23 protein-coding genes and 1 tRNA gene are annotated in these 16,424 nt (G+C 59.9%); 16 read left to right on the top strand and 8 right to left on the bottom strand.

Annotated elements, in window-relative coordinates; all coding sequences use genetic code 11:
• The first annotated feature begins 2 nt into the window (after window positions 1-2).
• From GIW04_RS05615 to GIW04_RS05600, 4 genes are all read left to right on the top strand, one after another.
• Window positions 3-992 carry a Bug family tripartite tricarboxylate transporter substrate binding protein gene (locus GIW04_RS05615; protein WP_169855587.1) on the top strand — a complete coding sequence of 330 codons (990 nt, stop codon included), beginning with the start codon at window positions 3-5 and terminating at the stop codon, window positions 990-992.
• A 148-nt stretch (window positions 993-1,140) separates the two neighbouring features.
• On the top strand, window positions 1,141-1,599 hold the full coding sequence (locus GIW04_RS05610; RefSeq protein ID WP_003189430.1) for a tripartite tricarboxylate transporter TctB family protein: 459 nt from the start codon (window positions 1,141-1,143) through the stop codon (window positions 1,597-1,599).
• A 1-nt stretch (window position 1,600) separates the two neighbouring features.
• Entirely contained in the window at window positions 1,601-3,115 is a 1,515-nt protein-coding gene (locus GIW04_RS05605) for a tripartite tricarboxylate transporter permease (protein ID WP_003189428.1), read from the top strand.
• On the top strand, window positions 3,108-4,145 hold the full coding sequence (locus GIW04_RS05600) for an AbrB family transcriptional regulator (protein WP_034135075.1): 1,038 nt from the start codon (window positions 3,108-3,110) through the stop codon (window positions 4,143-4,145). Before GIW04_RS05605 ends, GIW04_RS05600 begins: the two co-directional genes overlap by 8 nt.
• A gap of 29 nt (window positions 4,146-4,174) precedes the next feature.
• Here GIW04_RS05600 and ung read toward each other — a convergent pair whose 3' ends face one another.
• A complete protein-coding gene (gene ung, locus GIW04_RS05595; RefSeq protein WP_003189424.1) occupies window positions 4,175-4,867 on the bottom strand; it encodes a uracil-DNA glycosylase in 693 nt (230 codons plus the stop codon).
• 136 nt (window positions 4,868-5,003) lie between these two features.
• On the opposite strand from ung, the gene GIW04_RS05590 reads away from it, so the two are divergent.
• Complete coding sequence (locus tag GIW04_RS05590; RefSeq protein WP_120247641.1) at window positions 5,004-6,116, top strand: enoyl-CoA hydratase/isomerase family protein; 1,113 nt, start codon at window positions 5,004-5,006, stop codon at window positions 6,114-6,116.
• On the opposite strand, the gene GIW04_RS05585 is transcribed toward GIW04_RS05590, so the two are convergent.
• Complete coding sequence (locus GIW04_RS05585; protein WP_032900451.1) at window positions 6,102-6,554, bottom strand: DUF3757 domain-containing protein; 453 nt, start codon at window positions 6,552-6,554, stop codon at window positions 6,102-6,104. The two genes, GIW04_RS05590 and GIW04_RS05585, sit on opposite strands and share 15 nt — an antisense overlap.
• Window positions 6,555-6,711: 157 nt before the next feature.
• The gene (locus GIW04_RS05580; RefSeq protein ID WP_019818497.1) at window positions 6,712-7,071 is read right to left on the bottom strand and encodes a hypothetical protein; all 360 of its coding nucleotides are present in this window, start codon (window positions 7,069-7,071) and stop codon (window positions 6,712-6,714) included.
• Between the two features lie 243 nt (window positions 7,072-7,314).
• Between GIW04_RS05580 and GIW04_RS05575 the strand changes: the two genes are divergently transcribed.
• From GIW04_RS05575 to GIW04_RS05540, 8 genes are all read left to right on the top strand, one after another.
• The gene (locus tag GIW04_RS05575) at window positions 7,315-7,527 is read left to right on the top strand and encodes a cysteine-rich CWC family protein (protein WP_057710821.1); all 213 of its coding nucleotides are present in this window, start codon (window positions 7,315-7,317) and stop codon (window positions 7,525-7,527) included.
• Window positions 7,517-8,209: a pseudouridine synthase gene (locus tag GIW04_RS05570; RefSeq protein WP_057710820.1), complete on the top strand. Its 693-nt coding sequence runs from the start codon at window positions 7,517-7,519 to the stop codon at window positions 8,207-8,209. Before GIW04_RS05575 ends, GIW04_RS05570 begins: the two co-directional genes overlap by 11 nt.
• Window positions 8,210-8,514: 305 nt before the next feature.
• Complete coding sequence (locus GIW04_RS05565; protein WP_034135073.1) at window positions 8,515-9,399, top strand: alpha/beta fold hydrolase; 885 nt, start codon at window positions 8,515-8,517, stop codon at window positions 9,397-9,399.
• Window positions 9,400-9,512: 113 nt separating this feature from the next.
• Window positions 9,513-9,586, top strand: a tRNA-Gly gene (locus GIW04_RS05560).
• Between the two features lie 296 nt (window positions 9,587-9,882).
• Window positions 9,883-10,065, top strand: a complete 183-nt coding sequence (locus GIW04_RS05555) for a type II toxin-antitoxin system HicA family toxin (RefSeq protein ID WP_003189411.1) — start codon at window positions 9,883-9,885, stop codon at window positions 10,063-10,065.
• A 21-nt stretch (window positions 10,066-10,086) separates the two neighbouring features.
• On the top strand, window positions 10,087-10,497 hold the full coding sequence (locus GIW04_RS05550) for a type II toxin-antitoxin system HicB family antitoxin (protein ID WP_003189409.1): 411 nt from the start codon (window positions 10,087-10,089) through the stop codon (window positions 10,495-10,497).
• Between the two features lie 79 nt (window positions 10,498-10,576).
• Entirely contained in the window at window positions 10,577-10,915 is a 339-nt protein-coding gene (locus tag GIW04_RS05545; RefSeq protein WP_373874295.1) for a hypothetical protein, read from the top strand.
• 99 nt (window positions 10,916-11,014) lie between these two features.
• On the top strand, window positions 11,015-11,515 hold the full coding sequence (locus tag GIW04_RS05540) for a methylated-DNA--[protein]-cysteine S-methyltransferase (RefSeq protein ID WP_034135071.1): 501 nt from the start codon (window positions 11,015-11,017) through the stop codon (window positions 11,513-11,515).
• A gap of 102 nt (window positions 11,516-11,617) precedes the next feature.
• Here GIW04_RS05540 and GIW04_RS05535 read toward each other — a convergent pair whose 3' ends face one another.
• The 3 genes from GIW04_RS05535 to fos form a co-directional block, all read right to left on the bottom strand.
• The gene (locus GIW04_RS05535) at window positions 11,618-12,145 is read right to left on the bottom strand and encodes a DUF4142 domain-containing protein (RefSeq protein ID WP_003189402.1); all 528 of its coding nucleotides are present in this window, start codon (window positions 12,143-12,145) and stop codon (window positions 11,618-11,620) included.
• A 119-nt stretch (window positions 12,146-12,264) separates the two neighbouring features.
• Window positions 12,265-12,906 carry a LysE family translocator gene (locus GIW04_RS05530; protein WP_120247640.1) on the bottom strand — a complete coding sequence of 214 codons (642 nt, stop codon included), beginning with the start codon at window positions 12,904-12,906 and terminating at the stop codon, window positions 12,265-12,267.
• Between the two features lie 46 nt (window positions 12,907-12,952).
• Complete coding sequence (gene fos / locus GIW04_RS05525; RefSeq protein WP_120247639.1) at window positions 12,953-13,369, bottom strand: fosfomycin resistance glutathione transferase; 417 nt, start codon at window positions 13,367-13,369, stop codon at window positions 12,953-12,955.
• 101 nt (window positions 13,370-13,470) lie between these two features.
• Here fos and GIW04_RS05520 point away from each other — a divergent pair, with 101 nt between their 5' ends.
• Together GIW04_RS05520 and GIW04_RS05515 are read left to right on the top strand one after the other, a co-directional pair.
• Window positions 13,471-13,710 carry a CopG family ribbon-helix-helix protein gene (locus GIW04_RS05520; RefSeq protein ID WP_032900450.1) on the top strand — a complete coding sequence of 80 codons (240 nt, stop codon included), beginning with the start codon at window positions 13,471-13,473 and terminating at the stop codon, window positions 13,708-13,710.
• A complete protein-coding gene (locus tag GIW04_RS05515) occupies window positions 13,700-13,984 on the top strand; it encodes a type II toxin-antitoxin system RelE/ParE family toxin (protein ID WP_120247638.1) in 285 nt (94 codons plus the stop codon). Before GIW04_RS05520 ends, GIW04_RS05515 begins: the two co-directional genes overlap by 11 nt.
• Before the next feature lie 7 nt (window positions 13,985-13,991).
• On the opposite strand, the gene GIW04_RS05510 is transcribed toward GIW04_RS05515, so the two are convergent.
• The gene (locus GIW04_RS05510; protein WP_413469141.1) at window positions 13,992-14,897 is read right to left on the bottom strand and encodes a LysR family transcriptional regulator; all 906 of its coding nucleotides are present in this window, start codon (window positions 14,895-14,897) and stop codon (window positions 13,992-13,994) included.
• A gap of 77 nt (window positions 14,898-14,974) precedes the next feature.
• On the opposite strand from GIW04_RS05510, the gene GIW04_RS05505 reads away from it, so the two are divergent.
• The gene (locus GIW04_RS05505; RefSeq protein WP_057711916.1) at window positions 14,975-15,451 is read left to right on the top strand and encodes a DMT family transporter; all 477 of its coding nucleotides are present in this window, start codon (window positions 14,975-14,977) and stop codon (window positions 15,449-15,451) included.
• Here GIW04_RS05505 and GIW04_RS05500 read toward each other — a convergent pair.
• The gene (locus GIW04_RS05500; protein ID WP_003189392.1) at window positions 15,423-16,097 is read right to left on the bottom strand and encodes an NAD(P)H-binding protein; all 675 of its coding nucleotides are present in this window, start codon (window positions 16,095-16,097) and stop codon (window positions 15,423-15,425) included. The two genes, GIW04_RS05505 and GIW04_RS05500, sit on opposite strands and share 29 nt — an antisense overlap.
• Window positions 16,098-16,424: the final 327 nt, after the last annotated feature.

Raw genomic sequence — 16,424 nt, 5'->3', positions numbered from 1 at the left:
AGATCACCATGACCCTTTCACTGCGTAAATTTGCCCTTGCCGCCGGCTGCATGCTGTTCGCCGGCCAACTGCTGGCCGCCGACGAACCCAAGCGTCCGGAATGTATTGCCCCAGCCTCGCCTGGCGGCGGTTTTGACCTGACCTGCAAGCTGGCGCAAAGCGCGCTGGTGAATCAAAAGCTGCTGACCAAGCCGATGCGCGTGACCTACATGCCAGGCGGCGTGGGCGCGGTGGCCTACAACGCGGTCGTCGCCCAGCGCCCTGCGGATGCCGGCACCCTGGTCGCCTGGTCGAGCGGTTCGCTGTTGAACCTGGCCCAGGGCAAGTTCGGCCGTTTTGATGAAAGCGCCGTGCGCTGGTTGGCGGCGGTTGGCACCAGTTATGGCGCCATCGCTGTGAAAAGCGACTCGCCCTACAAAACCCTCGATGATCTGGTCAAAGCCTTGAAGAAAGACCCAGGCAGCGTGGTGATTGGCTCCGGCGGCACCGTCGGCAGCCAGGACTGGATGCAAACCGCACTGATTGCCAAGGCCGCCGGGATCAACCCGCGCGAGCTGCGTTACGTCGCCCTTGAGGGCGGCGGTGAAATCGCCACAGCCTTGCTGGGTGGTCACATCCAAGTGGGCAGTACCGACATCTCCGACTCCATGCCGCATATCCAGAGCGGCGACATGCGCCTGCTGGCGGTGTTCTCCGAGAAGCGCCTGGATGAGCCGGAAATGAAGGATATTCCGACCGCCAAAGAGCAAGGCTACGACATCGTCTGGCCGGTGGTGCGTGGCTTCTACCTGGGGCCAAAGGTCAGCGATGAAGACTACGCCTGGTGGAAAGCCGCCTTCGACAAACTGCTGGCTTCCGAGGAGTTCGCCAAGCTGCGTGACCAGCGCGAGCTGTTCCCGTTTGCCATGACCGGCCAGGAGCTGGACACCTACGTGAAGAAGCAGGTGGCTGACTACAAAGTGCTGGCCAAAGAGTTCGGCCTGATCCAGTAATCGCCCCTCTTTTTGTGTAATGCCCCTGTAGGAGCGAGCTTGCTCGCGAAGAACGCAAGTACACCGTGTGCATCCAGGATGGCCGGCGTCATCGTTGACGTTTTTCGCGAGCAAGCTCGCTCCTACAAGAGGGGCCTTGGAGTTTTCTATGCTCTTACAACGCATTTTTGCCGCGGTGCTGTTACTGGCCTGTATCGGCCTGGCACTGATGGCCTGGCCGTATCAGGCGGCCTTTTCCTACGAACCCGTGGGGCCCAGGGCCTTCCCCCTGCTGCTGCTCGGGCTGATGGGCCTGGCGCTCATCTACATGATGATTCGCCCGCAGGCGACCAAACACACCGACGATGAACCCGCACTGGACCAACCCACGTTGATCAAGATCGGCATCTGTGTGGCCCTGCTGCTGGTGTTTGCCGGCACGTTCGAATCCTTGGGCTTCATTCTCAGCAGCATGCTGATCGGTATTCCGATGGCACGGCTGTATGGCGGCCGCTGGTTGCCCAGCGTGGTGATCATCACCTTGATGAGCGTCGGTCTTTATCTGCTGTTCGATAAAACCATGGACGTACCGTTGCCCCTCGGCCTGCTCGACGTTCTGGAGAACTGATATGGATACTTTTGGCTATTTGGGCCAGGGTTTCGGCGTTGCGCTGAGCCCCTATAACCTAGTGACCGCGTTGTGCGGCACCTTGATCGGCACCGTGGTCGGCCTGTTGCCGGGCCTGGGCCCGATCAACGGAGTGGCGCTGTTGATCCCCATCGCCTTCGCCCTGGGCTTGCCGCCCGAGTCGGCGCTGATCCTGCTGGCAGCCGTGTACCTGGGCTGCGAATACGGTGGCCGCATCAGTTCGATTCTGCTGAACATCCCGGGCGAAGCGTCCACCGTGATGACCACCCTCGACGGTTACCCGATGGCCCGCAAAGGCCTGGCTGGCGTGGCGCTGTCATTGTCGGCCTGGAGTTCGTTCATCGGCGCGTTTATCGCCACCTGCGGCATGGTGCTGTTCGCCCCGCTGCTGGCCAAGTGGGCGATTGCGTTCGGCCCGGCGGAATACTTCGTATTGATGGTGTTTGCGATTGTCTGCCTGGGCGGCATGGCCGGTGACAAACCGCTGAAGACTTTTGTTGCGGCGCTGATCGGCTTGTTCCTTTCCTGCGTGGGCATCGACGCCAACAGCGGTGTGTACCGCTTTACCGGCGACAATATTCACCTGACCGACGGCATCCAGTTCGTGGTGCTGGTACTGGGGCTGTTCTCCATCAGCGAGATTCTGCTGCTGCTGGAAAAAACCCACCGTGGCCAGGAAGCAGTGAAAGCCACCGGGCGCATGATGTTCAACGCCAAGGAAGCCTTGTCGGTACTCACCGTGAACCTGCGTTGCGGCGTGTCGGGCTTTATCATCGGCGTGTTGCCGGGTGCCGGTGCGACCATGGCGTCGGCCGTTGCCTACATGACCGAGAAACGCATCGCAGGCGCGAGCGGCAAGTTCGGCCAAGGCGACATGCGCGGCCTGGCCGCCCCTGAAACCGCGATTGGCGCATCGGTTTGCGGCGCCATGGTACCGATGCTGACCCTCGGTGTTCCGGGCTCGGGCACCACAGCGGTGATGATCGGCGCCCTGTCGCTGTACAACATCACTCCTGGCCCGCTGCTGTTCCAACAGCAACCGGACATTGTCTGGGGCCTGATCGCGTCGTTGTTCATTGCCAACATCATGCTGGTGGTGCTCAACATCCCGATGATCCGCATCTTCACCCGTATCCTCGCCGTGCCGAACTGGGCGCTGGTGCCGGTGATCGCCATCATCACCGCGATTGGCGTGTACGCCGTGCATGCCACCACCTTCGATCTGTTCCTGATGATCGCCATCGGCATCTTCGGCTACATCCTGCGCAAGCTGGACTTCCCGCTGTCGCCGCTGCTGCTGGGCTTTATCCTCGGCGGCCTGATGGAGCAGAACCTGCGCCGTGCGCTGTCGATCTCCAACGGTGCGCTGGAAATCCTGTGGTCGAGCCCGATCACCTTTGGCGTCTGGGTACTCACCGCAATCATGCTGCTTGTACCGCTGCTGCGTATCTGGCGTAAACGCGTGCAACAGCGTCGTGCCCTGGCCGATGTCTGAGGTCACCTTTAAACATTGGTGGGGAACACCGCTGGTCGGCCTGGCCGGCGGTTACCTGGCCAGCCTGGTGGGCTGGCCTTTGCCGTACATGGTCGGCTCGTTGCTGGCGATCATCCTGGTGCGGTGCCTCACGCCCTGGCAGTTGGCGGAGATTCCCGGCGGGCGCAAATGCGGCCAATGGGTGGTGGGCATCGGCATCGGCCTGCACTTCACCCCGGTGGTGATCGAGCAGGTGATGAGCCATTTCGGCCTGATCTTCTTCGGCGCACTGGTCACCAGCTTGTCGAGCGTGGTGGGCGTGTGGTTGATGCGCCGCAGCGGTGAAGACCGTGCCACGGCGTTTTTCTCCAGCATGCCGGGCGGTTCCGGCGAGATGGTCAACCTCGGCGCCCGCAATGGCGCGGTGCTCAGCCGGGTTGCGGCCGGGCAAAGCCTGCGAGTGCTGGTGGTGGTGCTGTGTGTGCCGGCGATCTTCAAGTATTTGCTCGGAGGCGGCGCGCCGCAGTTTCATCCGGCGCCCGTAGACTGGGCCTGGCTGGCCCTGCTGTTTCCGGTGGGTGCGCTGGTCGCCTGGGGCTGGCAACGCTTGCGCCAACCCAACCCCTGGTTGTTCGGACCATTGCTGGTGAGTGCGGTGGCGAGCGTGACCTGGGATTTGCACATTGGCCTGCCAGACGGCGGCAGCCAGATCGGCCAATGGTTGATCGGCAGCGGTTTGGGTTGCCACTTCAATCGGCAGTTCTTTCGTCGGGCACCGTCGTTCATGGGCCGCACCTTGATTGGCACGGCATTGACCATGCTGCTGGCGACATTGGCGGCGGTGGGCTTGAGCGCCCTCACTCACCTCGACCTGCGATCACTGACCCTGGGCATGATGCCAGGCGGTATCGCTGAGATGAGCCTGACGGCTGAAACCCTGCAGCTGTCGGTGCCCTTGGTGACGGCGATGCAGGTGATGCGCCTGTTGTTCGTGCTGTTTTTGGCCGAGCCTTTGTTTCGGCACTGGAACCGTCAGCCAGCCCCTCTCTAAACCCTCCCACATTCTGAATGTGCCAGGCCTCAGACCGGTGGCAAACGCCACTCGATGGGGGCCTCGCCATTCTGCTCAAGGAACTTGTTGGTCCGGCTGAAATGCCCGCAGCCCAGAAACCCACGATACGCCGACAACGGTGACGGATGCACCGACGTCAGCACCAGATGCTTGGTGGCATCGATGAGCTTCTGCTTGCTTTGAGCATGGGCGCCCCACAGCAGGAACACCAAGTGCGGCTGATGCTCGCTGACCACTTCGATGATTCGATCGGTAAAAAACTGCCAGCCCTTACCCGCATGGGCGTTGGCATTGGCGCGCTCCACGGTCATGGTGGTGTTGAGCATCAGCACGCCCTGGTCGGCCCAGCTTTGCAGGTAACCGTGGTTGGGGATGTCGATGTTCAGGTCGCGCTTGAGCTCTTTATAGATATTGACCAGCGACGGCGGCGCCGGCACGCCCGGTTGTACCGAGAAGCACAGGCCGTGGGCCTGGCCAGGGCCGTGGTAGGGGTCTTGGCCGAGGATCACCACCTTGACCTTGTCCAGGGGCGTGGAATTAAGGGCATTGAAAATCAACGGGCCGGGCGGGTAGATCTCTTTGCCAGCGGCATGTTCCTGGCGCAGAAACTCGCGCAATTGCGCCATGTAGGGCTTCTCGAACTCATCGCGCAGGGCGTGTTTCCAGCTGGGTTCGAGTTTGATACGGTCGCCATCGGTCATAGTTCAATTGTCTTGTAAAAAAGAATGAGGCGAACCCTAGGAAAGCCGACCCCGCTTGTCAATTGATCTGACACAGCACCGGCACTTTCCCACGAAGGGATCATACTCATCCTTCACCTTCTCGATTGAGGTCACGATGAACCTGCATTTCGAAGAACTGACCGGCAGTGGCGGCGCTCGCATCGGCATCGCCAGCCTGGACGCGCCAAAGTCCCTCAATGCCCTCTCCCTGCCGATGATCCTGGCCCTGGATGAGCGCATGGAGGCTTGGGCCAAAGACCCGCAGATCGTCTGCGTGCTGCTGCGCGGCAACGGCCCCAAAGCCTTTTGCGCCGGTGGCGAAGTGCGCAGCCTGGCCCAGGCATGCCGTGAGCAGCCCGGCGAAGTTCCGGCTCTGGCCGCGCAGTTTTTTGCCGCTGAATATCGTCTTGACTACCGCCTGCACACCTACCCCAAACCGTTGATCTGCTGGGGCCACGGTTATGTATTGGGCGGTGGCATGGGCCTGTTGCAAAGCGCCGCCGTGCGTATCGTTACGCCGAGCAGTCGTTTGGCCATGCCCGAGATCAGCATTGGCTTGTACCCGGATGTGGGGGCCAGTTGGTTCCTGTCCCGCCTGCCGGGCAAGCTCGGCCTGTTCCTGGGCCTCACCGGTGCCCATATCAACGGTCGTGACGCGCTGGACTTGGGCCTGGCCGATCGCTTCCTGCGCGATGACCAGCAAGACGAATTGCTCGATGGCCTGTTGCAACTGAACTGGCAGGAACAGAGCGCGATGCAACTCAACAGCCTGCTAAAGGCCCTGGGCCAGGAGGCGGTCAGCGATCAACCCGAAGCGCAATGGCTACCGCGCCGCGCACAAATCGACGAATGGCTGGATGTCGGAGATGTACGCTGTGCCTGGCGTGCCTTGAGCCTGCTGCGCGACCACAGCGACCCGCTATTGAACCGCGCCGGCAAAACCCTCAACGAGGGCTGCCCGCTGACGGCGCATCTGGTGTGGGAACAGCTCCAGCGCGCGCGCCACCTATCCCTGGCCCAGGTGTTCGAGATGGAATACACCCTGAGCCTCAACTGCTGCCGTCATCCGGAGTTCGCCGAAGGCGTTCGGGCGCGCCTGATCGACAAAGACCAGACGCCTCATTGGCACTGGCCGGATATCAACACACTGCCGGATGCAGTGGTGCAAGCGCACTTTGACAAGGCTTGGGAAGGTAGGAATCCTCTGGCAGATTTATCTGACTACTGACAGGTCTGTACGTTTGTCGTTGACCTTGAACGCGCAATTGTCCGGTTGGCTGTCCACGCACGTATACACCGGCAACTCGAACGCATCGGGCTGCAGCTTCCAATACAAGGAGCTGGTCAACGACATGTTGATAATCTCATTGCCCCTGCTTGGCCTCAACACTACTACCCCGTTCCAGCTGGTGCGGTAGATGCACTTGTCCATGTAGCCGTTTCCTCTCTCCTCGCCGTCGCCCGGCATGAAGACTGCGCCAATGAACCCGTCGACAACACCACGCGACGCTACCTTCGGACTTTGCCAGCGCAGGCCATTGTCCTGGGCGCGATAATGGCCATCGGCGTACACGATCTGCGTCGTATAAGGACAGCCCTGCTCCGCTCTTGCCGATGCAATGAAGCCGCTCATCAGCAGGAGCACGCAAATCAATTGTTTGAACATAGGGATTCCATCTGCTCAGTCTCACCACGCAAAAGCACAAGGCTTCTCGTTAGTGAAGTACAGCTAGCGCCTCAAAGATAGCTGTTAAATCTGACAGTACGGACATACGGTACCTATAAAAAACGGCGCATGATGCGCCGCTTGTTTTTCAAGATATTTAACGGTGACCGCCGCGGCCACCTCCGTGGTCGGAACCACGTCCACGCCCGCCATTGCCCCAGCGGTCGCCCCACCCCTGGTTTGGGTAGGGCCGGTAGCCGGCGCGAGGGTAATAGCGCGGGGCCGGTTGGTAGTAGCGCGGCGCCGAATAGTAGCGAGGCTGCGGCGCATAGTAGCGAGGCGCTGGCGCGTAATAGCTGCGCCCAGAAGGGTAATAACGCGGGCCGCCGTAGTAGTAGGCTGGCGCCGGTGCGGTGTAGACCTCGGAGCGATAGTAGGTAGCGCCTCCATCGTAGTAGGGCACGCAGGCTGAAAGGGTCAGGCCGAGCAAAGCGATAAGCAGCAGTCGTCGATACATGGCGGCCTCCTGGACCGCGGAAGAGCTCCTCCAGCGACGCTGGCGAGCGGCATTCAGCCTTCACTGAATGACGAAACATCTGACATCAAAAACCGAATCTGGTGCGTTCGCGACACAAGTGGAAACATCTGTTTCAGACGAAGTGAAGCCTCGCCAAAAAGCCATGGTGATGGAATGCCGCGCAGCCGCGCTGTATCGTGCAATAACTAACGCGCCCTACCCGATTCCCTTCTGAACCGACCCATGACCACACCGACCCTCTGCCCCGCCTGCGGTGCCCGCAACGACTGCTCCCTGGCCGACCCGCGTACCGTCGACCAGGCCTGCTGGTGCTACAGCGTCATCATCAACCCGGCGGTGCTTGAAGCCCTGCCGGATGAGTTGCGCAATAAAGCCTGCCTGTGCCCACGCTGTGCCCAAGTGGACGAACAGTTGCGTAACCGCCATGCGCGTTGATCGCTTCCTCAGCAACCTGCCACAGTTCAATCGCAAGCAAGTGCGCCTGTTGCTGGCGGAGCGCCGGGTAACCGTCGAGGGTGTTGCAGTCAGCGATCCGCACCATCACGTACGTGAATTCAGCCAGGTCTGCGTGGACGGTGAAATCCTGCAAGCGGGCAAGCCGGCGCGTTATTTCATGCTGCACAAACCTCAGGGTTGCGTCAGCGCCACATCAGACCCGCAACACCCCACGGTCCTGGACCTGCTGGACGAACCGGACAAAGCCGACCTGCATATCGCCGGGCGCCTGGATTTCAACACCACCGGCCTGATGCTGATCACCAACGACGGCCAATGGTCGCGGCGCCTCACCCAACCGCAGACCAAGTTGCCCAAGGTGTACCACGTGCGCACCGAACAGGACATCGGCCCGCAGTACGCGCAGACGTTCGCGGCAGGCGTGTATTTCGCTTTTGAAGATCTCACTACCCAACCTGCCGAACTTGAACTGCTGAGCCCCAGAGCGGCCCGGTTGAGCATCATCGAAGGCCGCTATCATCAGGTGAAGCGCATGTTCGGGCACTTTGATAATAAGGTGGTCGGCCTGCACCGCGAGCGAATGGGGCCCTTGGTGCTGGATACGTCGCTTGCGCCGGGTCAGTATCGGCCACTGACTGACGACGAAATCCGACAAGTCTGACGACCGTTCAGCCGGTGATGGCAAAAAACCAGCCGCTTGCCTTGCGACCTGCTTTCGGTGCTGCTTGAATCAAGGCTTCAGCCAGATGATGACTGACGAGTCGCCCTATAACCTCCAAGAAACACCTTGCCTCGCCCGCGCTTGATACCGGGGCCTTCCCGGCAAACCGCCCGCCATAACAACACCCGCCGGCCAGCCGTCATCGGACCGACATGGGCCCTCATTTTCCAGGCGTATGCCTACCTGTCATAAAGCTCGTGCAGAGTGATCTGCGCGCACTACCCGCTTGCCAGGAGTCTTACGACATGAGGCCAGAAATCGCTGTGCTGGATATACAGGGTCAGTTTCGGGTGTACACGGAGTTCTATCGCGCGGACGCAGCGGCCAAGACCATCGTCCTGGTTAACGGCTCCATGGCGACCACAGCGTCCTTCGCTCAAACCGTGAAAAGCCTGTACCCGCAATTCAATGTGGTGTTGTACGACCAGCCCTACGCTGGCCGTTCCAAAATCCACAACCGTCATGAGCACATGCTGACCAAGGAAGTCGAAGGCCAGATCCTCCTGGAACTGCTCGACCACTTCGCCGCTGAACACGTGTTGTCCTTCTCCTGGGGCGGCGCAGCCACGTTGGTTGCCCTCGCCCAGCGACCCCGTCGGGTGGAAAAAGCCGTGATCAGCTCATTCTCGCCGGTGATCAATGCGCCCATGCGTGACTACCTCGAACGTGGCGTCGACTACCTGGGCAACCTCGACCGCGACCGTGTCGGCCACCTGGTCAACAGCACCCTCGGCAAGCACCTGCCGTCGCTGTTCAAGCGCTTCAACTACCGCCATGTCAGCAGCCTGGCCGTACACGAATATGGGCAGATGCATTTTCACATCAGCCACGTGCTCAACAGCGACCGGCAGTGCTACCTCAAGGCCGCCAGACAGATCGACATTCCGGTGCTGTTCTTGAACGGAGAATGGGACGAATACACCAGCGCAGACGACGCCAAGCTGTTTGGCCAGCATGTCGCCAAGAGCAGCTTCAGCACCATCCAGGCGACGGGACACTTCTTGGACATGGAACATAAAGCCGCATGCCGCGATAGCCGTGAGGCCGTGGTGGGCTTCTTGAAAGGGCAGCGGCCCGCCAGCCCGTTGCGATATAGCCAGGGCCAGGCGCAGCATGCATGGGCGCTTTGAAATCAAGCCTGACACTGTGGCGAGCAAGCTTGCTCGCCACACGCAACTCTCACATTTTTCAAAGAAAAACTTCAAATCCAGCCGAACATCTGGTACAAAGTCAGCCGCTCTGAGCGGGTATAGTTTAGTGGCAAAACGAAAGCTTCCCAAGCTTTAGTTGAGGGTTCGATTCCCTCTACCCGCTCCACTCAGATTTGCACTTGCGTCAGGAGGGTTCTGGCGCAGGATGCACAAAAAACCGGTCCTTGGTGACCGGTTTTTTTATACCAATAATTTAGCCTCCAGCGCTCATCTGCTGCTCGGCAGTCGAGCCTGAGGGCGTGAAGCACCTCGTAATACCTCCAAGCGGCGCCATTTCTGTGCGCCCATACACTTCATTCAACACCTATCGAAATCTCGGACATCAACCGTTGGTAGGTAGAGTGTTGATAATTTTATAGCAGTGGTTATAGTCTCCACCAACACACACCACAAGGAGGTGATGTGGATAGCCGGTATTTGATAGGACACATCGTTGCAGACGGTTGGTATCTGGTGCGCATCCGAGGTAGCCATCATCACTTCAAGCACCCGACAAAGCCGGGGCTCGTGACGATCCCTCACCCCAAAAAGGACCTGCTGGATAAAACCGCCAAGAGCATTTTGAAACAGGCTCTGCTGAGCTAACCGTCCCTGGAGGGCAAGAGCATGCTTTACCCCATCGCAATTTCAACGGGCGACGCGGACCACGCCTGGGGCGTGGAAGTCCCGGATATTCCTGGCTGTTATTCAGCCGGCGATGATCTGGACGATGCCATGGCCATGGCCCGCGAAGCCATCGAAGGGCACTTCGAGATCCTCGCAGAAGATGGCGCGCCGATCCCCAGCGCGCAGAAAGTCACCGTGCACGCCGCCAACCCTCAGTACGCCGGTTGCACGTGGGCTGTGGTGGACATCGACGTGACCAAATATCTGGGCAAAGCTCAAAAGCTCAACATCACCCTGCCCGGCTATCTGTTGAATCGCATCGATGAGTACGTGTTGAATCATCCACAGGAAAAAAGCCGCTCGGGATTCCTGGCGTCCGCTGCGCTCAAGGTATTGCAACAGGAACGGTAGTTACGCCTAAACAAAATCTTACGGCAAGGACGGCAACACCCCGCGATGATGTAGGCTCATCGGCCAAGAGTTCGGACACATGGCAATGCTGGACACCCAAAAAAACACACCCAAGATCATCCTGCGCCAAGTCGTCGGCTGGGTGTTGGTGTTGCCACTGCTGGCCTCGTTTGCAAGGCTGCCCTTTCCTCTCGGATTACTCTTGGAAATAGGCGTGATTGCCGCGTCGGCTTACGGGGTGAGCCTGGCCTGGCGTCATGCGAGCCGCCGCGTGGCAGTATTGGCTTTGATTATCACCCTGCTCAATATCATTTCTGCGTTCATGCTAAGCACTGCATCTGCGCTGAAGGCGCTCTACATAATCTCGTGGCTTTACTGGTACCCCTACTACGCCGATTGGGTTTACTGGAATTTCTAGACGAGCGCAAAATTTGACCGCAAGAAACGTAGTTTCCAGGCACTCTGATGGAACTACAGTGACGTCGTCCCCCTTCACGCCCCTTCAAGGAGCCTGCCGATGACTTACCACTACAAGCTCATGCCTTCCCCCGTCGGTGAGCTCACCCTGGTGGCGCGCGATGGCAAACTCAGCGCCATCCTCTGGGAAGTGGAACGTGCGAATCGCGTACGCCTGGGTGAATTGATCGAGGCCAACGACAGCCCGGTGCTGCGAGAAACCGAACGCCAATTGAAGGAATACTTTGCCGGAACACGTAACCAGTTCGAGCTGGAGCTGGACTTCACGGGCACTGACTTCCAAAAGCAGGTCTGGCAGGCACTGCTGACCATCCCCTTCGGCGAAACCCGCAGCTACAGCCAGATCGCCGAGCAGATCGGCAACCCCAAAGCCGTGCGCGCTGTCGGCGCGGCGAATGGGCGCAACCCCATCTCAATCATTGCGCCCTGCCACCGGGTGATTGGTGCTTCTGGCGGCTTGACCGGTTTCGCGGGCGGGCTGGCGGCCAAGCAGTATTTATTGGCGCTGGAAGGCACCGGTCAGGGGGAACTGGCGTTATAGCGCTACATTGAACAAGCCGCGTCCAGGACAGGCCTGAACTCGGCATAAAAAAACGGCGGTTGGATCCTCTCCAACCGCCGTTTTTCATGTCAGGCAGGGGCCTCAACCGTCGCCTTGATGGCCCTTGCCGTAGGTCGAGGCCAGGGCCCGGGCTTTTTGCAGGCGCTCTTCAAGCTTGGGCAGCGTCTCATCCACCAACGCTTTTATCTCTGGTACATCCGACGCCGCACCTTCTTTCTGGAACAGGGCGATGGCATCTTCGTTCTCCTTGACCTGCTGCGCGGTATAGGCAGCGTCAAACGAATCGCCGTCCTTGAGTTCAGGCATCAGGGTTTCGGCCTTATCAACGATCTTCTCCCGTGGGGCCACAGGCAAATCAAGCTTCTTGGCAATCGCCGCCAAGTGCTGGTTGGCCAGGGTGCGCTCGTTGATGACCTCGATGGTGTAGTCCTTGATCTCTTGGGACGAGGTCTTGGCGTGGGCCATGCGGCTGGTTTCGATATCGGCCATGCCTTTGGCCGAAGCCTGCTCGATGAATTCTGCAGGCGACTGGGCGAAAGCATTGCTGGCGCCGAGGCCCAGCAGCATCGCGAAACTGGCGGTGCGTAACCGGATAGCCATGCGGCTCATGATGGGTTCCTCCAGGGCAAAAATAGGCGCGGGAGTATACTCCTCGCCCTGAATTGGAATTTTCAGGGCGGCAAAGGTTTAGAAAAAACTTCCCTGTGCGACGAACGGCAGTCGTCGCCTCAGGCCGGTTTGCTGCCAAACAGGCCCGGCAATGCGTGCGCCAGGGCATTGAGGGCGAAGCCGATAAATATCACGCCGCAGAGTCTGGTGATGAGAATTTCGTGGCGTTGATACAGCGTCCGCACCCGTTGGGCGCCCACCACACCGATCAGGATCGCGTAGGCCAGCAAGCCACCGATAAAGCTCAGCAGAATCAAGGTCGGCAGCATCGACCAAGTCAACAGCTCGGCCCGGCTGGACAGCAACGCAGTGAAGGTCGCCACGGCCACCGGATACGCCTTGGGGTTGGTCAAGCCAAACAGAATGCCGTGCCAGAACGGATGACGCGCCGCGCCCTGAGGGGCATCGCTGTTGCGGCGTTGGGTGCGGATCGCACGCCAGCCGAGCCAGAACAAATACACCCCACTGAGTACGCCGAGCACGTCAAACGCACTGCTGCCGACTTCCCGCGCACCGACGATGGCTATCAGCGCCGTGCTGCACCACACCACATCGCCGAGCAAATGACCGCACAAGAATCCTGCCCCGGCACGCCGGCCACGGGCCGCACCGATGCCGAATACGGCCAGGACACCGGGGCCAGGGGTAATGCCGTAGATAAAACCCGAAGCCAGCACGGCGAACAGCAAGGATGGAGTCATGGATAGACGCTCCGACAGACGCTAAAGGTGATTGATTCTGCATGCTTCACCGCGACGGGTAAAACTTCATTCCAGCATAGGGCTTGGCACGACAGGCTTGCAGGCGCGAGGCCAAATCGCCGACATGAGCCTCCAGCTTATGGCCGTCGGGATCGAGAAAATAAAACGATGCGCCTTCGCTGCGGTTGTCTCGCCATTCCCGTACGCCGGCAGCACGCAGGCGTTCGACCAAGGCAGTGAAATCAGCAGCATCGACAGTGAAGGCATAGTGGGTGTAATCCACCGCCACATTAGTCGAACGCAACGGGTCGAGCGACAGGCACAGCCAAAGCCCAGGCAGTGAGAGGTAGGCACCGTGGTCCCAGGTTGCGTCGAGCTGCAGGCAGAGCAGGTCGTGATAGAAACTGACGCTGCGCGGCACATCGGTGACGGCCAGGGTCAGGTGGTTGAATCCAGAAAGCATGACTGTTCTCCTTGATCGTCATACGCCTGACGAGCGGGGCAAACCGTGGCGGTAATGACGATGTAGTATGTTGCACTACACATCACTACATCGAGGTTCATATGTCTGTTATGTCCCTACGTATACCGGAAGACGTCGCCGATACCCTCGCCAGTCTCGCCAAGGCTACCGGTCGCAGCAAATCCTTTCTGGCCGTTGACGCATTACGCGAATACCTGGCCCGCGAAGCCTGGCAAATCGAAGAAATCCAGAAAGCCGTGAAAGAAGCGGATGCGGGGGATTTCGCCACGGCTGCCGAGGTAAAGGCTGTCGCTGATAAATGGCGCGCCAATGCAGGTTGAGTGGCTGAGGGCAGCCCTCAGAAATCTTGACGATGAAGCGGCTTATATTGCCGAAGAAAACCCCAAAGCAGCCCATGAATTTGTCCTGGCAATTCTAAGTGGTCTGGAACAGGTAGCCGCGTTTCCCGCGATGGGGAAAGAGGGACGAGTGCCGGGGACTCGCGAGTGGGTTGTATCCCGATGGCCCTACATTGTTCCTTACCGAATTCGAGAGGGGCGACTACAAGTAATGCGGATTTTTCATACACGTCGTCAACCTCCGAAAGCCTGGTAACAGGAGCCTAATCAACCAGCCCCACCACCCGCTCAATCAACCACTGCAACCCTGCATCCCCACCCCGCCGCGTATGCCAGGCCAGCTCAAAGGCAAACGACGGGATATGAAAGGGCGGTGGCACGGCCAGCAATTGCCGAGCGTCGATATTCAATAAACCCCGGGACGACACCGTCAGAATCAAATCCGTGCCCTGGATCAACTGCGGCGCCACCCCCCAATGCGGCAGGCTGATCGCCACATGGCGGCGTTCACGAATGGCCGTCAGTGCCCGTTCGATTTCCGGTGTGCCGCTGCCGCGCATCTCCAGCAGTACATGGGGGCGCGACAGGTAGCCCGGCAGGTCCAGCACCCCACTTGGCGTAAGGCTGTCGCGGTCGACCAGGCAGGTGTACTGCTCTTCGAACAGCGGCGTGGTGCGCAGTTCGGCGGGGATGTCGGGAAATACACCTGCCGCCAGGTCGAGGTCGCCATTGAGCACACCGTCGACCATGCCTTCGCGGCTAGCCTGGATGATCTGCAAGTCGATACCGGGCGCTTCCTGGCGTAGGACGCGAACCAGGCCGGGTAGGAAAATCGCTGCGCTGTAATCCGACATCGCCACGCGAAAGCGGCGTTTGGCAGAAGTGGGATCAAAACGATTCGGCGTCAATAAGGCCTGCACCTGCGCCAGGGTTTCGGCCAAGGGTGCCGCCAACTCCAAGGCGCGCGCGGTTGGCACCAGTGTGCCGCCCTGACGCATCAGCAGCGGGTCGCCCAGCATATCGCGCAGCCGCGCCAACGCATGGCTGACCGCCGGCTGGCTCAGGTGCAGGCGCTCGGCGGCGCGGGTGACGTGCTGCTCGCTGAGCAAGGCGTCGAGGACCACCAACAGGTTAAGGTCGATGCGGCGCAGATCATTCATCAGCTGCATGCCCAGCATAAGAATTTGGAATTTAAATTTGCTCGACGAATAACCTAGAGTCCAGCAAAACTTCTGGGAGCGTCGAGATGACGGTGTTGCATTGGGTAGGTTTGTTGGCGCTGGCGGTGTTCGCCGGTGCAGTGGTGCCGTTTCAAAGTGCGATCAACGCCAACCTCGGGCGCGGGCTGGGCCATCCTTTGTGGGCCACCTTGGCGTCGTTGCTGGTAAGCATCATCGTGCTGCTGCCGGTGATTGTGGCGCTGCGTTTGCCTCTGCCGAGCCTGGCCTTTATCAACAAGTCACCGTTGTGGATGTGGGCCGGCGGTGCCTTTGGCGTGTGTTTCATTTCATTGGCGCTGATGCTGCTGCCCAAGCTCGGCGCATCAGGCTTCATTGCGCTGGCCATGGCCGGGCAGATCCTCGCCTCGTTACTGCTGGACCATTTCGGCCTGTTCGGCCTGGCGGAACGTCAGCTGACAACCTCGCGAGTACTGGGCGCGCTACTGCTGATCGGTGGCGTGGCGTTGATTCAGTTCAGCGGCGCTCAGCCGCCAGGCGATTAATCTGCGCCTGCTCCACCACCGGCTGCGGCGCGCCTTGGCTGGCCGCCTGCAACATCGCACGGCCGACGGTCTCGGTGCTCACCACCCAGTCCGGCTTTAGTCGCCGCACAAACGAAAGCACCGGCCCGAGCACGCTATAGAAAGATTGATACAACGGCGTCTTCGAACGCACACCGTGCAACGGCTGGATGATCCCCGGACGGAACAGATACACCGCCTTGAACGGCAAGCGCAGCAAGGCATTTTCGGTCTTGCCCTTGACCCGCGCCCACATCGACTTGCCGGCTTCGGAGCTGTCCGTGCCAGCGCCGGACACATAGATAAAGGCCATCTGCGGATTGAGCCGCGCCAGGGTACTGGCCGCCACCAGGGTCAGGTCATAGGTGAGGTGGGTATAGCGCGCTTCTTTCATGCCCGCCGACGAAACACCCAGGCAGAAGAAGCACGCATCAAAACCTTGCAACAGGTTTTCCAGGGGTTGGAAATCCAGCATGTCGCTGTGCAACACCTGGTGCAGCTTGCCGTGCTCCTGAGTCAAGGGCGTGCGGCCCACGGCCACCACTTCCTGCACATCAGGCGCCAGCAGGCACTCGCGCAGCACACCCTGGCCCACCATGCCGGTGGCGCCGAATAACAGAACTCTCATGAAAGGACCTCAGCGGCACGCCGCACGCTTGATGCTTGAATGCATTAGGCGTGTAGCTTAACGCGTGCCGCTGGAGGCTGCCCTTATCAAAACATAGGTATCTACACAAAGAGTTGCTGCTGCCGAAGCTAACCACGATGCGAAGCGAGCCGCTCTTGATCTTGCTCTTGATCTGCTTGTGATCTTGATCTCAGGCGCCCCGTCAAACCACGCTGGCCGGAATTCGCCAGGGATTTGGGGGGTAAACCGGCAGGGATGCCGGTTTAGCCGCCCCGCGCCATGGATGGCGCGTGGCGGCGGCCCCCCAAATCACTGGCGGATTACGGG

Origin of the sequence: Pseudomonas sp. PA-4-8C, from assembly GCF_021606625.1 — a bacterium.
GTDB lineage: Bacteria > Pseudomonadota > Gammaproteobacteria > Pseudomonadales > Pseudomonadaceae > Aquipseudomonas > Aquipseudomonas lactis.
Note: the sequence above shows the minus strand (reverse complement) of the source record. Positions and strands in the feature narration are given on the sequence as shown.